This is a genomic window from Amycolatopsis sp. CA-128772 (assembly GCF_002904295.1).
Taxonomy (GTDB): Bacteria; Actinomycetota; Actinomycetes; order Mycobacteriales; family Pseudonocardiaceae; genus Amycolatopsis.
Window position 1 is genome coordinate 59487 of sequence record NZ_PPHG01000017.1, and the last position, 17246, is coordinate 76732.

The 17246-nt window shown below is 74.8% G+C and carries 1 protein-coding gene and 1 pseudogene; both read left to right on the forward strand.

Annotated features, from left to right (window positions below; genetic code table 11):
* Positions 1-9 precede the first annotated feature (9 nt).
* Positions 10-14754, forward strand: coding sequence for a type I polyketide synthase (locus C2L59_RS48640; RefSeq protein ID WP_158263025.1), 14745 nt, complete (start codon positions 10-12; stop codon positions 14752-14754).
* A 65-nt stretch (positions 14755-14819) separates the two neighbouring features.
* Positions 14820-17246, forward strand: a pseudogene (locus C2L59_RS06940) (type I polyketide synthase); the annotation flags it as partial.

The window sequence follows — 17246 nt, forward strand, 5'->3', positions numbered from 1 at the left end:
AGCTGAACCATGGCCACGCCCGAGAAGGTGCTCGACGCGCTGCGCGCCTCCGTCAAGGAGGCCGAGCGGCTGCGGCGGCAGAACCGGCAGCTCGTCGAGGCCGCGACCGAGCCCATCGCCATCGTCGCGATGGCCTGCCGGTTCCCCGGCGGCGTGCGCTCGCCGGAAGGGCTGTGGGACCTGGTGGCCCGCGGCGGGGACGCCGTCTCGGCGTTCCCGGCCAACCGCGGGTGGGACACGGCGTCGCTGTTCGGCGGCGACGGCCGCCCGGGCACGACGTACGCGCGGGAAGGCGCTTTCCTCCACGACGCGGACCTCTTCGACGCGGGGTTCTTCGGCATCTCGCCGCGGGAGGCCCTCGCCATGGACCCCCAGCAGCGGCTGCTGCTGGAGACGTCGTGGGAGGCGTTCGAGCGCGCCGGCATCGACCCGGCGTCGCTGCGTGGCAGCCGGACCGGCGTGTTCGCCGGCTCCAACGGCCAGGACTACGCCACCCTGCTGCGGTCCTCGGCCGAAGACGTCGAGGGTTACCTCGGCACCGGCAACGCGGCGAGCGTCGTGGCCGGCCGGCTGGCGTACCTGTTCGGGTTCGAGGGTCCGGCGCTGACCGTCGACACGGCGTGTTCGTCGTCGCTGGTCGCCCTGCACCTCGCCGCGCAGGCGCTGCGGCAGGGCGAATGCGACCTCGCGCTGGCCGGCGGGGTCACGGTGATGGCCACGCCGGGGACGTTCGTGGAGTTCAGCCGCCAGCGCGGGCTCGCCCCGGACGGCCGGGTCAAGGCGTTCGCCGAGGCGGCCGACGGCACCGGCTGGGGCGAGGGCGTCGGCGTCCTGCTGGTCGAGCGGCTGTCGGACGCGCAGCGCCACGGTCACGAAGTCCTGGCGGTGGTCCGCGGCTCGGCGGTCAACTCCGATGGCGCCTCCAACGGCCTGACCGCACCCAACGGCCCGGCCCAGCAGCGGGTGATCCGGGCCGCACTGGACAACGCGCGACTGTCCACTTCGGACGTTGACGTCGTCGAAGCCCACGGGACCGGCACGACTCTGGGCGACCCGATCGAGGCTCAGGCGCTGCTGGCCACCTACGGCCAAGAGCGGGAAACGCCGCTGTGGCTAGGTTCGGTGAAGTCCAACATCGGGCACACCCAGGCGGCAGCCGGGGTCGCGGGTGTGATCAAGATGGTGCTGGCGATGCGGCACGGCGTCCTGCCGCGCACGCTGCACGTCGACGCGCCTTCGTCCCATGTGGACTGGTCCGCCGGATCGGTCGAGCTGCTGACCGAGTCGCGCGAGTGGACGGCCGACCGCCCGTTGCGGGCCGCGGTGTCGTCGTTCGGCGTCAGCGGCACCAACGCGCACACGATCCTCGAAGCCGTCCCGCCCGCCGAACCGGTGCCCGCCGAGGCGCCGGTGGGCACGCTGACGCCTTGGGTGCTGTCGGCGAAGTCGCCGGAAGCGTTGCAGGCGCAGCTCTCCCGGCTCGCCGAGGTGGCGGCCGATCGCGCGGACATCGCGCGGACGCTGACCACCCGGACCGCGTTCGAACACCGCGCGGTCGTCCTGGACGCGAACGTGGTCAAGGGCGAGGTCCAGGAGGACGCCCGGCTGGCGGTGCTGTTCACCGGGCAGGGCGCTCAGCGCGTCGGCATGGGCCGTGAACTGTACGAACAGTTCCCCGTCTACGCCACGGCGTTCGACGAAGTGTGTGCGCAGTTCGCGGTTCCGGTGCGGGACGCGGTGTTCGGCGAAGTGTCCGGTTTGGACGAGACCGGCCTGACCCAGCCCGCGTTGTTCGCGGTCGAGGTGGCGCTGTTCCGCCTCGCCGAGTCCTTCGGCATCCGCCCCGACTTCGTAGCCGGGCATTCGATCGGGGAGATCTCGGCGGCGCACGTGGCCGGGGTGTTGTCCCTTGAGGACGCTTGCCGGCTGGTGTCGGCGCGGGCGTCGTTGATGCAGGCGCTGCCGCTCGGCGGAGCGATGGTCTCGATCGCCGCGCCCGAGACCGACATTCCCGTGCACGACCGGGTGTCGATCGCGGCGGTGAACGGGCCGGAGTCGGTGGTGATTTCCGGTGACGAGGCCGCGGTACTGGAAATCGCGGCGAAGTTCCCGAAGACCAAACGGCTGGCCGTGAGCCACGCGTTCCACTCGCCGCTGATGGACCCCATGCTCGAGGAGTTCCGCAAGGTCGCGGAGCAGCTCGAGTACCACCCGGCGCAGATTCCCGTGCTCTCTAATGTGAGCGGTGCTCTGGCCGAGCCGTTCACCGCCGGTTACTGGGTCCGCCACGTGCGCGAGACGGTCCGGTTCGCCGACGGCATCGCCACGCTCGAAACCGAAGGGGTCCGCACCTTCCTGGAGCTCGGCCCCGACGGCGTCCTCAGCGCGCTGGTCGGCGGCGCCGCGATCCCCGCGCTGCGGCGCGACCGGCCGGAGGAGCGGACCCTGCTGACCGCGCTCGCCGGGGTGTGGACCCGCGGCGGGACCGTCGACTGGACCGCGTACCTGCCCGCCGGTCCGCGCGCCGACCTGCCCACCTACCCCTTCCAGCGCGAACGCTTCTGGCCGGCGCCGGGCGACGACGGCGTGCTCGACGTGGCCGCCCTCGCCACCGAGCTCGGCCTGCCCGAAGACACCCTGCGCCCCGCCCTCACGGCCGTCCGGCAACGTCGTGCCGAGGCTTCGGCCCCGTGGCGGTACCGGGTCACCTGGACGCCCCTGGCACCCGCCGATGGTCCGGCACCGGCCGGGAACTGCCTCGTCGTCGACCCGTCCCCGCAGCTCGACGCCGCCCTGGCCGGGTGGAACGGCCGCGTGGTGCGGCTCGCGGGTCCGGTCACCGCCGACGACCTCCGCAGAGCCGACCCGGCCGTCGTGCTCAGTGCCGCCAGTCCGGAACGGACCGTCGCTCTCGTCCAGGCCCTCGGTGAGGCCGGAATCGAAGCGCCGCTGTGGTGCATCACCTCCGGGGCCGTGCGAGCGATCGACGCCGACCCCGCGCCGGATCCGGACCAGGCCGCCGTGTGGGGCCTCGGCCGCGTCGCCGCGCTCGAACTCCCGCACCGGTGGGGCGGCCTGATCGACCTCCCGTCCAGTGTGGACGCCGAAGCAGCCAGGACGTTCCAGGCCCTGCTGGGCGGCGGCGAAGACCAGGTCGCCCTGCGCGCGGAAGGAACCTTCGGCCGCCGGCTCGAGCACGCCCCGCCGGCCGGCCCGGCGTGGACCCCGCGCGGCACCGTGCTCATCACCGGCGGCACCGGCGCGCTGGGGACGCACGTCGCCCGCCGCCTCGCCCGCGAAGGTGCCGACCACCTCGTCCTCGTCTCCCGGCGAGGAGCCGACGCACCCGGCGCCACCGAACTGTCCGCCGAACTGGCCGGACTCGGCGCCCGGGTGACGTTCGCCGCCGGCGACGTCGCGGACCGGGACTTCGTCGCCGACCTCCTGGGCCGGGTCAGCCCCGGCCTCACCGCCGTCGTGCACACGGCCGGGATCGTCCGGTCCGGTCCACTGTCCGAAGTGGACGACTTCGCCGCGCACTGGGCGGCCAAGGCGACCGGCGCCCGGCACCTCGACGAGCTGCTCGCCGACACCGACCTCGACGCGTTCGTCCTCTTCGCCTCCATCGCCGGGGTCTGGGGCAGCGGGCAGCAGGGCTGTTACGGCGCCGCCAACGCCTACCTCGACGCGCTCGCCGAAGCCCGCCGCGCCCGCGGCCTGGCCGCCACCGCGGTGGCCTGGGGCCCGTGGGCCGAGGGCGGGATGGCTGCCGACAACGACGCCGAGGACTACCTGCGGCGCCGCGGCCTTCGCGCGCTGGACCCGGGCCCGGCTGTTTCCGCGCTCCTGCACGCGGCGGGCGGTGACACGAACGTCACGGTCGCCGACGTCGATTGGGCCCGGTTCACGCCGGCCTTCACGTCCCGGCGGCCGAGTCCGCTGCTGACGACGATCCCCGAGGCCGTCGCCGAACCGGACGCCCCCGCGGCCGGCGGGCTCGGCGCCCGGCTGCGCGGGCTGAGCCCGGCCGTCGCCGGGGAGGTCCTGCTCCAGCTCGTCCGCGACCAGGCCGCCGCGGTGCTCGGCCACCCGGGCGCGGCCGCCGTTGCCCCGGACCGCGCGTTCCAGGAGATCGGCTTCGACTCCCTGACCGCGATCGAGCTGCGCGACGCCCTGCGCGTGGAAACCGGGCTCGCGCTGCCCGCGACCCTCGTCTACGACTGGCCGACGCCCGCCGCGCTCGCGGCGCACCTGCAGTCCGGCGTGCTGGGCGACGCGGCCGGCGATACCCCCGCGACGACGTCCGCGGCCACCGACGAGCCGATCGCCATCGTGGCGATGAGCTGCCGGTACGCGGGCGGGATCGCCTCGCCGGAAGACCTGTGGCGCCTGGTGTCCGAGGGCGCGGACGCGGTGTCGGGCTTCCCGGCCGACCGGGGCTGGGACCTGGAGAACCTGTACGACGCCGACCCGGCCCGCCTGGGCTCGGTGACCGTGACCGAAGGCGCGTTCCTCGGTTCGGCGGGCGGGTTCGACGCCGGGTTCTTCGGCATCTCACCGCGCGAGGCCCTCGCGATGGACCCGCAGCAGCGGCTCCTGCTGGAGCTCGCGTGGGAGGCGTTCGAACGCGCCGGCCTCGACCCGGCGGCCGTGCGGGGCAGCCGGACCGGCGTGTTCGCCGGCACCAACAGCCACGACTACACGACCCTGCTGCTGAACTCGGCCGACGTCCTGGAAGGACACCTGGCCACGGGCAACGCGGCGAGCGTCGCCTCGGGCCGGCTGGCCTACACCTTCGGGCTGGAGGGGCCGGCCGTTTCCGTCGACACGGCGTGCTCGTCGTCGCTGGTGGCGCTGCACCTGGCCGTCCGTTCGCTGCGGCTCGGCGAGTGCTCGATGGCGCTGGCCGGCGGGGTCACGGTGATGGCCACGCCGGGGACGTTCGTCGAGTTCAGCCGCCAGCGCGGCCTCGCCGCCGACGGCCGCTGCAAGGCGTTCGCGGAGGCCGCGGACGGCACGGCCTGGGGCGAAGGCGCGGGCCTGCTCCTGCTGGAACGGCTGTCGGACGCCCAGCGCCACGGTCACCGCGTGCTGGCCGTGGTCCGCGGCTCGGCGATCAACTCCGACGGCGCCTCCAACGGCCTGACCGCCCCCAACGGCCCGGCCCAGCAGCGTGTCATCCGCGCCGCCCTGGCCGACGCCGGGCTGTCCCCTTCGGACGTCGATGCGGTCGAAGCCCACGGCACCGGAACGACTCTGGGTGACCCGATCGAGGCTCAGGCGCTGCTGGCCACCTACGGCCAAGAGCGGGAAACGCCGCTGTGGCTGGGTTCGGTGAAGTCCAACATCGGGCACACCCAGGCGGCAGCCGGAGTGGCGGGTGTGATCAAGATGGTGATGGCGATGCGGCACGGCGTGCTGCCGCGGACGTTGCACGTCGACGCGCCCTCGTCCCATGTGGACTGGTCGTCCGGCGTGGTCGAGCTGCTCACGGAGGCTCGCACGTGGACGGCCGGCCGGCCGCTGCGGGCGGCGGTCTCGTCGTTCGGCATGAGCGGGACGAACGCGCACACCGTCCTGGAAGCCGTTCCCCAGCCCGAACGGGCACCGACTGCTGCGCCGGGCCCGGTGCCGTGGGTGTTGTCGGCACGGTCCGCCGAGGCGTTGCGCGGACAGGCGGAGGCTCTGCGCACCAAAGTGGACGACTCCCCGGCGGACGTCGGCTTCTCCCTCGCCACGACCCGTGCGTCGTTGCCGCACCGCGCGGTCGTGCTCGGTGACCACGGCGAGGGCCTGACCGCCTTGGCCGAGGACACCCCGGCGGCGAACGTCGTCACCGGCGTGGCCGGCGAACCCGGCAAGGTGGCCCTGGTGTTCCCGGGCCAGGGTTCGCAGTGGGCCGGGATGGCCCTCGAACTCGCGGAGTCGTCGCCGGTGTTCGCCGCCCGTCTCGACGACTGCGCGGCGGCTCTGAGCTCCTTCGTGGACTGGCCGCTGCGTGAGGTCCTGGCCGATGCCGAGGCGCTGAGCCGGGTCGACGTGGTCCAGCCGGCGCTGTTCGCGGTCATGGTCTCCCTGGCCGAGCTGTGGCGTTCGTTCGGCGTGGTCCCGGACGCGGTCGTCGGCCACTCCCAGGGGGAGATCGCCGCCGCGGTGGTCTCGGGTGCGCTGTCCCTGGAGGACGGTGCCCGCGTGGTGGCGTTGCGCAGCAGGGCGATCCTGGCGCTGGCCGGGCGCGGCGGCATGGTTTCGGTGGCTGCTCCCCTCGACACCGTCGAGGCGCGCCTGACCGAGGGATTGTCGATCGCCGCGGTGAACGGCCCGTCCGCGATCGTGGTCTCCGGTGCGCCGGAAGCCCTCGAACAACTGATCGCGAGCTGCGAAGCCGACGGCATCCGCGCCAAGCGGGTCCCGGTGGACTACGCCTCGCACTCGGCCCAGGTCGAGCAGCTGCGCGACGAACTCCTCGACGTCCTGGCCCCGATCACGCCCCGCCGGGGCGAGACCGCCTTCATCTCGACGGTGACGGGTGAGTGGCACGAAAGTGTGGACGCCGGGTACTGGTACACGAACCTGCGCAGCACAGTTCGCCTCGACACCGCGGTCGAGCGCCTGAAGAACGCCGGCTTCGGCACGTTCATCGAGGTCTCACCGCACCCCGTGCTGACCATGGCGCTCGGCGACGACGTCGTCGCACTGGGGAGCCTGCGCCGTGACGACGGCGGCCTGACCCGCTTCCACACCGCGCTCGCCGAGGCGCACGTGCGCGGTGTCCCGGTCGACTGGACGCCGGCCTTCCCGGACGCCCACGTCGTCGACCTCCCCACCTACGCCTTCCAGCGCAGGCAGTACTGGCCCCGCCCGGCCACCCGCACCGGCGACGCCGCCGGGCTCGGCCTCGGCGCCGTCGAACACCCGCTGCTCGGCGCGGCGATCACCCTCGCCGACGACCGGCTCGTCCTCACCGGACGATTGTCCCGGCAGACCCACCCGTGGCTGGCCGGCCACGACATCCTCGGCACCGTCCTGCTGCCCGGTACGGCGTTCGCCGAACTCGCCGTCCACGCCGGCGACCACACCGGGTGCGGCACGGTCGAGGAGCTCACCCTCGGCGCGCCCCTGGCCGTGCGCGCGACCGGCGGGGTCCAGCTGCAGGTCGTCGTCGACGAGCCCGGCGACGACGGCCGCCGCGGCATCACCGTCAACGCCCGCCCCGACCGGCCCGGCACCCGCTGGACCCGGCACGCCCAGGGCGTCCTGGCCCCGGGCACGCCCGAACCCGCGGCGCCCCCGGCGGTCTGGCCGCCCGCCGGCGCGGAAGCCCTCGACGTCGACGCCCACTACGCCGCCCTCGCCGAGGCCGGCTACCACTACGGGCCCGCCTTCCGCGGCCTGCGCGCGGCCTGGCGCGCCGACGGCGAGGTGTTCGCCGAGGTCGAGCTGCCCGCCACCGACGCGTTCGCCGTCCACCCGGCGCTGCTGGACGCCGCGCTGCACGCGCTCGGCCTCGGCGGATTCTTCCCCGACGACGGCCGCGCCCGGCTCCCGTTCGCCTTCACCGACGTTGCGTTGTTCGCCACCGGCGCCACCGCCCTGCGCGTGCGGCTGGCCGCGGCCGGCCCCAACGCGGTGTCGGTCGTGGCCACCGATCCCGCCGGAAACCCGGTCGCGAGCATCGGCGCCCTCGCGTTCCAGACGACGTCGTCCACAGTGGACGAGGTGCCGGACGCGTTGTTCCGCACGGAATGGACCGCGCTCGCCGCCGCCGGCGACGCCCCGGAGTTCACCTGGCTCTCCGGCCCCCTGGCCGGGCTCGACGTCGTGCCGGCCGCCGTCGTCCTGCCGGTGACGAGCCTCGACCAGGTCCTCGCGACCGCGCAGGAATGGGTGGCCGGCGAGCGGTTCGCCGCGTCCCGGCTGGTCGTGCTCACCACCGGCGCGCTCGCCGCGGTGCCCGGCGACCCCGTGCCCGGCCTCGCCCAGGCGCCCGTGTGGGGCCTGATCCGCTCGGCCCAGTCCGAGCACCCGGGCCGGTTCGTGCTGCTCGACGTCGACGAGCGGGCCGACGCCGCGGCCGCGATCGGGACCGCGCTCGCCTCGGGCGAACCGCAGGTCGCGGCCCGCGCCGGAACGCTGCTGGTCCCGCGCCTCGCCCGCCCGGCGGCCGAGCTGACCCTGCCCGCGGGCGACGCCTGGCGCGTCGGCACCACCGGCACCGGCACCCTCGACGGCCTGGCGACCTTCCCGGTGCCGGCGACCGATCTCGGCCCCGACGACATCCGGGTCGAGGTCCGCGCGGCCGGGCTGAACTTCCGCGACGTCCTGATCACCCTCGGCATGTACCCCGGGCAGGCGCTGATGGGCGGCGAGGCCGCCGGCGTCGTGCTGGAAGCCGGGGAGCGGGTGCGGGGGCTCGCCGCCGGCGACCGCGTCACCGGCCTGTTCACCGGTGCGCTCGGCCCGGTCGCGGTCACCGACCACCGGCTCGTGACGCCGATGCCCGCGGGCTGGACCTTCGCCGAGGCCGCGTCGGTGCCCGTCGCCTTCGCCACCGCCTATTACGGGCTGTTCGACCTCGGCGGCCTCGAAGCCGGCCAGTCCGTGCTCGTCCACGCGGCCGCGGGGGGCGTCGGCATGGCCGCCGTCCAGCTCGCCCGGTGGAAGCGGGCCGAGGTGTTCGCCACCGCGAGCACCGGAAAGCACGACGTGCTCCGCGATCTGGGTCTCGACGCCGTCCACATCGGAGACTCCCGGACACTGTCCTTCGAGGACCAGTTCCGGGCGGCGACCGGCAGCCGCGGGGTCGACGTCGTGCTCGACGCCCTCGCGGGCGAGTTCGTCGACGCGTCCCTGCGGCTGCTCCCGCGCGGCGGCCGGTTCGTCGAGATGGGGAAGGCCGACGTCCGTGACGCCGGGGAAGTCGCACGCACGCACGAAGGCGTCCGGTACCGCGCCTTCGACCTCATCGAGGCCGGACCCGGGCGCCTGCAGGAAATCCTGCGCGAACTCGCCGGGCTCTTCGAAGCCGGCGCGCTGACCCCGCTGCCGCGCCGCACCTGGGACCTGCGGCAGGTGCCCGAGGCGTTCCGGTTCATCAGCCAGGCCCGCCACGTCGGCAAGAACGTCGTGACCCTGCCGCGGAAGCTCGACCCGGACGGCACCGTCCTCGTCACCGGCGGCACCGGCACGCTCGGCGCCCGGATCGCGCGGCACCTGGTGACCGCGCACGGCGTCCGGCGGCTGCTGCTGCTCAGCCGCCGCGGGCCGGACGCGCCCGGCGCCGCGGAGCTGGAGGACGACCTGACCGCGCTGGGCGCCGACGTCACCATCGCCGCCTGCGACGCCGCCGACCGCGACGCACTGGCCGGGCTGCTGGCCGGCCGCCGCCTGACCGGGGTCGTGCACACCGCCGGCGTGCTCGACGACGGCCTGCTCACCGGCCTCGACCCGGCGAAACTCGCGGACGTGCTGCGGCCCAAGGTCGCCGCCGCGATCACCCTGCACGAACTGACCCGGGACACCGACCTCGCGCTGTTCGTGTTGTTCTCGGCCGCCGCGGGCGTGTTCGGCACGGCCGGGCAGGGCAGCTACGCGGCCGCGAACACCGCTCTCGACGCACTGGCCGCGCACCGCCGCGCCCTCGGCCTCCCCGGCGTTTCCCTGGCCTGGGGCCTGTGGGCGGAAGCCAGCGGCATGACCGGTCACCTCGGCGCCGCCGACCTGGCCCGGATGTCGCGCGGCGGGATGACCGGGCTGTCCGACGCCGAAGGCCTGGCCCTGTTCGACGCGGCCATCGCCCGCGGCGAGACCCTGGCGATCCCGGCCCGGCTCGACCTGACGGCGGCGGCCGGCGCGGTACCGCCGCTGCTGCGCGGGCTCGTCCGCGCCGGCCGCCGGTCCGCCGCCGTCGCCGCGGGGGACGGCGGCCTGGCCGCGCGGCTGCGCCCCCTGCCCGCGGCCGAGCGGGACCGCCGTCTCCTGGAGCTGGTCCGCGACCACGTCGCCGCGGTCCTCGGCCACGACACGGCCGGCGACATCGCCCCGGACCGCTCGTTCGCCGAACTCGGCTTCGACTCCCTGACCGCCGTCGAGCTGCGCAACCGGCTCGGCGCCGCGACCGGCCTGCGGCTGCCCGCGACGCTCGTGTTCGACCACCCGGCCCCGGCGGCCCTGGTGACCTTCCTGCGCACCGGGCTCCTCGGCGACGCCACGCCGTCGGCGGAGATCGCCCCGGCCACGGCGACCGGCGACGACCCGGTCGTCATCGTCGCGATGAGCTGCCGCTACCCGGGCGCGGTCGCGTCGCCGGAGGACCTGTGGTCCCTGGTGGCGGAGGGAGCCGACGCGATTTCGCCGTTCCCCGCCGACCGCGGCTGGGACCTCGACGGCCTGTACGCACCCGAACCCGGCACACCGGGCCGCATCTCCACCCGCAGCGGCGGGTTCGTGGCCGGCGCCGGCCGGTTCGACCCGGAGCTGTTCGACATCTCGCCGCGCGAGGCGTTGACCATGGACCCCCAGCAACGGCTGCTGCTGGAAGCGACGTGGGAAGCGTTCGAACGCGCCGGCATCGACCCGGCGTCGGTCCGCGGCAGCCGGACCGGGGTGTTCGTCGGCGCCGCCACCAGCGGATACGGCACCGGCGCGGTCACCGACGGCCTCGAGGGCCACCTGATGACCGGCGGCACGTCGTCGGTGGCCTCAGGCCGGCTGTCGTACGTGTTCGGCCTGGAGGGCCCGGCGCTGACGGTGGACACGGCGTGTTCGTCGTCGCTGGTGGCGCTGCACCTGGCGGTGCAGGCCCTGCGGCGCGGCGAATGCGATCTCGCGCTCGCGGGCGGTGTCACGGTCATGCCGACTCCCGGCGTCCTGCTCGCGTTCAGCCAGCAGCGCGGCTTGGCCGAAGACGGCCGGTGCAAGGCGTTCGCCGAGTCCGCCGACGGAACCGGCATGGCCGAGGGCGTCGGCCTGCTGCTGGTCGAGCGGCTGTCGGACGCGCGTCGCCACGGGCACGAGGTGCTGGCCGTGGTGCGGGGTTCGGCGGTGAACTCCGACGGCGCGTCGAACGGCCTGACCGCGCCGAACGGCCCGTCGCAGCAACGCGTGATCCGCGCGGCCCTGGCCGACGCCGGGCTGTCTCCGTCCGAAGTGGACGCGGTGGAGGCCCACGGCACCGGGACGAAGCTGGGTGACCCGATCGAGGCGCAGGCGCTGCTGGCGACCTACGGCCAGGATCGTGCAACACCGTTGTGGCTCGGCTCGGTGAAGTCCAATCTCGGGCACACGCAAGCCGCAGCGGGCGTGGCGGGCGTGATCAAGATGGTGCTGGCGATGCGGCACGGTGTCCTGCCACGAACCCTGCACGTCGACGCGCCTTCGTCCCAAGTGGACTGGACGGCCGGTGCGGTCGAGCTGCTGACCGAGCGTCGCGAGTGGACTTCGGACCGGCCTCGGCGGGCGGGCGTCTCGTCGTTCGGGATCTCGGGCACCAACGCCCACACCATCCTCGAACAGGCTCCGGACGCCGTGATCGAAGAGCGCGAGCCCGTGGCCGGGCCGGTGCCGTGGCTGCTGTCCGGCCAGAGCCCGGCGGCCCTGCGGGCCCAGGCCGCCCGGTTGCACGCGTTCCTGGACGGCCGCGAGGTCGTTCCCGCGGACGTCGCGCTGAGCTTGGCGACGACCCGCGCCGACCTCGGCCACCGCGCCGCGGTCGTCGGCGAGACCGGCCCCGAGCTGCTGGCCGGGCTGGCCGCGATCGCCGGCGGCGACCTCGGCGCGGCGGCCGGCAGCGGACACCCCGGCCGGCTCGCCGTGCTGTTCACCGGGCAAGGCGCCCAACGGGCCGGGATGGGCCGCGAACTGTACGCGCGCTTCCCGGTGTTCGCCCGGGCTTTCGACGACGTCAGCGCACTGCTCGGGAACATCGAACCGGAGCAGCTCGACCGGACCGGGCACGCGCAGCCCGCGATCTTCGCCCTCGAAGTCGCGCTGTTCCGGCTCGTCGAGTCCTGGGGCGTCCGGCCGGACTTCGTGGCCGGGCACTCGATCGGCGAGCTGGCGGCCGCGCACGTCGCCGGTGTGCTGTCGCTGCCGGACGCGTGCGCGCTGGTCGCCGCGCGGGCGAGCTTGATGCAGGCGCTGCCCGAGGGCGGCGCGATGGTCGCGGTCGGCGCCTCCGAGGCCGACGTCCGGGCCGCGTTGACCGGCGACCGCGCCGGGATCGCCGCCGTCAACGGGCCGGCCAGTACGGTGATCTCCGGCGAGGAAACCGCGGTTTTGGCGGTGGCCGGGGAGTTCGCGGCCCGTGGTGTCAAGACCAAGCGGCTGCGCGTGAGTCACGCTTTCCACTCGCCGCTGATGGACCCGATGCTGGCGGAATTCGGGGCGGTAGCGGCGGAACTGACGTACCGCGAGCCGGTGATCCCGGTCGTGTCGACCCTGACGGGCGCGCTCGCCGAGCCGTTCACCCCGGACTACTGGGTGCGGCACGTGCGCGAACCGGTCCGGTTCGCCGACGCGGTGCGCACCCTCGCCGGCCGCGGCGCGGGCACGTTCCTGGAGCTGGGCCCCGACGGCGTCCTGTCGGCGATGGCGGCCGACAGCGCCGAGATCCCGGCGATCCCGGCGCTGCGCGCGGGCGAGGACGAGCCGCGGACCCTGGTCACGGCGTTCGCCCGGCTGCGGACGGCCGGGTTCCCGCTCGACGCCTCGGTTCTGCTCGAGGGCGCCCGGCGGACCGAGCTGCCGACGTACGCGTTCCAGCGGTCACACTTCTGGCTCGAACCGGCGCCCCCGGCCGCCGACCGCGGGTTCTGGGCCGCGGTGGACGCGGGCGACCTCGGTTTGGACGCATCCGCGTTGGCGGCCTTGGACCGCTGGCGCGCGATGTCCGCTGTGGACACCTGGCGGTACCGGGTCACCTGGCGGCCCGTGGCCGAGCCGGCGGGCCGGCTCAGCGGGCGTTGGCTGGTCCTCGGCGCGGAAGGGCTGGCCGGCGAAGTGGCTCAGGCGTTGGCTGCTCACGGCGCCGAGCCGGTGCTCGTCTCCGGCCACCGCGACCGCGCCTCCCTGACCGCACTCCTGCGCGACCACGCCGACGTCGAAGGCGTCATTTCCCTGCTGGCCTGCGACGCCGACGCCGAAACCGGACTCGCCGCCAACCTCACGCTCACCCAGGCGTTCGCCGACTCGGGCGTCCCCGCCCGGCTGTGGTGCCTCACCCGAGGCGCGGTCCACGGCGTCTCCCACCCCGGCCAGGCGACCACCTGGGGCTTCGGCCGGATCGCCGCCCTGGAACTGCCGTCCGCCTGGGGCGGCCTCGCCGACCTGCCCGAGACCCTCGACGCGGCGGCCGCCGCCCGGCTCGCCGCGGTCCTCGCCGACGGCACCGAAGACGAGGTCGCCATCCGCCCGGACGGCGTCTTCGCCCGCCGCCTCGCGCCCGCCCCGGCCGGCGCGACCCGGGACTGGCGGCCCCGCGGCACGGTCCTCGTCACCGGCGGCACCGGCGCGCTCGGCGCGGCCGTCGCCCGGGAGCTCGCCACGGCGGGCGCCGAGCACCTCGTGCTCACCGGCCGTCGCGGCGACCGGGCCCCCGGCGCGGCCGAGCTGGCCGCGGAGCTGTCCGCCCTCGGCGTCCGCGTCACCCTCGCCGCCTGCGACGCGGCGGACCGGGACGCGCTGGCCGGCGTCCTCGCGGCGATCCCGGCGGACCTGCCGCTGACCGCCGTCGTGCACGCGGCCGGCACCGGCCAGCACGGCCCGCTCACCGCGATCACGCCGGCGGAGGTGACCGCGGTCCTGGCCGGCAAGGTGGCCGGCGCCCGGCACCTCGACGAGCTGACCCGCGAGCACGACCTGGACGCGTTCGTGCTGTTCTCCTCGATCTCCGGCGTCTGGGGCAGCGGCGAGCAGGCGGTTTACGGTGCGGCGAACGCGTTCCTCGACGCGCTCGCCGAAGACCGCCGCGGCCGCGGGCTGCCCGCGACGGCCATCGCCTGGGGCCCGTGGGCGGACTCCGGGATGGCGGCCGGCGCCGAGGCCGTGCGCCTGCTGCGTGACCGCGGGCTTCCGCCGCTCGACCCCGCCCGGGGGATCGCGGCCTTCCGGCGGGCGCTGGCCGCCGACGACACGGCCGTCGTGGTCGCCGACGTCGACTGGGCGCGGTTCGCGCCGGTCTTCACCGCGGCCCGGCCGCGGCCGCTGCTGGCCGAGCTCCCGGCGGTGCGGGCCGCGCTGGCCGAACCGGAGCCGGCGTCGACCGGGTTCGCGTCGATGCCCGCCGGGGAACGGCCCAAGGCGCTGCTCGCGCTGGTCCTGGCCCAGGTCGCGGGCGTGCTCGGGCACGGCTCGGCCACGACGGTCGGGCCCGAACGCGCGTTCAAGGAGCTCGGGTTCGACTCCCTGATGGCCGTCGAGCTGCGCAACCGGCTCGCCGCCGGAACCGGGCTCAGCCTGCCCGCGTCCCTCGCCTTCGACCACCCGACGGCGGCCGACCTGGCCGAGGAACTCGACCGCCGGTTCGGCGGCGAGACGTCCGGCGTCGCCCTGCTCGACGAGCTCGACCGGCTGGAAGCCGCGTTCGAAGCCGTCACCGAGGCGGACCTGGCGCGGGTCCCGGCGAGCGACGAAGTCACCGCGCGCCTGCGGGGATTCGTCGCGCGCTGGACCGAGCTGGCCGGCGGCACCGACCTCGGCGGCGCCAGTGACGACGAGCTCTTCGACTTCATCGACAGCACCTTCCGGACTCCGTGACCGGCAGTGTCCAGTCCAGACAGTGTCCATTCAAGACAGTGTCCATTCCAGACAGTGGGGCTTCCATGGCCAACGAGCAGAAACTCCGTGACTACCTCAAGTTCGTCACGGCCGATCTGAAGGACACCCGCGACCGCCTCGCCGACGTCGAGGGCCGGGACCGGGAGCCCGTCGCGATCGTGGCCATGAGCTGCCGCTACCCGGGTGGCGTCGGCTCGCCCGAGGACCTGTGGCGGCTGGTCGAGAGCGGCACCGACGCGATCGGCGGGTTCCCCGGCGACCGCGGCTGGCCGGTGGGGCGGTTTCAGGGCGGTTTCCTGCCCGGGGCCGCCGAATTCGACGCCGCCTTCTTCGGCATTTCCCCGCGCGAGGCGCTCGCGATGGACCCGCAGCAGCGGCTGCTGCTCGAGACGTCGTGGGAACTCCTGGAACGCGCCCGAATCGCGCCGAAGTCGGTGCGGCGCAGCAGCACCGGCGTGTTCGTCGGCGGCGCGGCGTCCGGCTACGGCACCGGCGACGCGGGCCGCGACGACGAGGTGGCCGGCTACCTGCTCACCGGGACGGCCGGCAGCGTGCTGTCCGGGCGGCTGTCCTACCACCTCGGGCTGGAGGGCCCGTCGGTCACGATCGACTCCGCGTGTTCGTCGTCGCTGGTCGCCCTGCACCTCGCCGCCCAGGCCCTGCGGCGCGGCGAGTGCACCCTCGCGATCGCCGGCGGCGTCACCGTGATGGCCACGCCGGGCACGTTCGCGGAGTTCGACCGCCAGGGCGGCCTGGCGGCGGACGGCCGCTGCAAGGCGTTCGCGGACGCGGCCGACGGCACCGGCTGGGCCGAAGGCGTCGGCCTCCTGCTGGTGGAGCGGCTGTCGGACGCGCGGCGGAACGGGCACCCGGTGCTGGCGGTGGTGCGCGGCTCGGCGGTGAACTCCGACGGCGCGTCGAACGGCCTCACCGCGCCCAACGGCCCGTCCCAGCGCCGGGTGATCACGGCCGCGCTGGCGGCGGCCGGATTGTCCACTTCGGACGTCGACGTCGTCGAAGCGCACGGCACGGGTACTTCACTGGGCGATCCGATCGAGGCGCAGGCGTTGCTGGCCACCTACGGCCAGGATCGCGCGGCACCGCTGTGGCTGGGGTCGCTGAAGTCGAACATCGGGCACACGCAGTCGGCGTCCGGCGTCGCGGGCGTGATCAAGATGGTGATGGCCATGCGGCACGGCCTGATGCCGCAGACGTTGCACGTGGACACCCCCTCGTCCCAGGTGGACTGGTCATCGGGTGCGGTGGAGCTGCTGACCTCGGCCCGCGAGTGGCCGTCCGGCGACCGGCCGCGCCGGGCCGGGGTGTCGTCGTTCGGCATCTCCGGGACGAACGCGCACGTCATCGTGGAGGAGGTGCCGCCTGCCGCCGCCTCGCCGGCGAACGAGGTGACCGGGCCGGTCCCGTGGCTGCTTTCGGCCCGCGGCGCGGACGCTCTGCGTGCGCAGGCCGCGGCTCTCGTGCCGTTCACCGGTGGCGACCTCCCGGACGTGGGCGCCACGCTGCGGTCGGCTCGCACGGCGTTCGAGGACCGGGCGGTCGTGTTCGGCTCTTCCGCCGAGTCGTTGCGGACCGGCTTGTCGGCGTTGGCCGCGGACAGTGGTGCGCCGAACGTGGTGCGCGGCCGGGTGGTGCCGGGCGGGCTGGCGGTGCTGTTCACCGGCCAGGGTGCGCAGCGGGCCGGGATGGGCCGGTCGTTGTACGAGCGGTACCCGGTGTATGCGTCGGCGTTCGACGAGGTGTGTGCGCAGTTCGAGGTTCCGGTGCGGGACGCGGTGTTCGGCGCGGTGTCCGGTTTGGACGACACCGGGCTGGCGCAGCCGGCGTTGTTCGCGGTCGAGGTGGCGTTGTTCCGGCTGGTTTCGTCGTGGGGTGTGCGCCCGGATTACGTTGCCGGGCATTCGATCGGAGAGATTTCGGCGGCGCATGTCGCCGGTGTTTTGTCTCTTGTGGACGCTTGCCGGCTGGTGGCGGCGCGGGCGTCCCTGATGCAGGCGTTGCCGGCCGGTGGGGCGATGGTGGCGATCGCCGCGCCCGAGTCTGCTTTGGAGCTTCCTGAGGGTGTTTCGCTTGCGGCGGTGAACGCGCCTGACTCGGTGGTGGTCTCCGGCGAAGAGGCCGCGGTGCTGGCTTTCGCGGCTCGGTTCCCGAAGACCAAGCGGCTGTCGGTGAGTCACGCGTTCCATTCGTCTTTGATGGACCCGATGCTGGCCGGGTTCCGCGCGGTGGCGGAGTCGTTGACGTATCACCCGGCGGAGATACCGGTGCTCTCGAATGTGAGCGGTGCTCTCGCTGTGCCGTTCACGGCGGAGTACTGGGTGCGGCACGTGCGGGAGACGGTCCGGTTCGCCGACGGCCTTGCGACGTTGTCGGCTGCGGGCGTCGGAGTGTTCCTGGAGGTCGGCCCGGATGGGGTGCTGAGCTCGATGGTGCCGGGGGTCGCGGTCCCGACG

Bases quoted from the DNA above. Each gene is read 5' to 3' on its own strand.
- C2L59_RS48640 (WP_158263025.1), top strand. From the start codon at position 10: ATGGCCACGCCCGAGAAGGTGCTCGACGCGCTGCGCGCCTCCGTCAAG.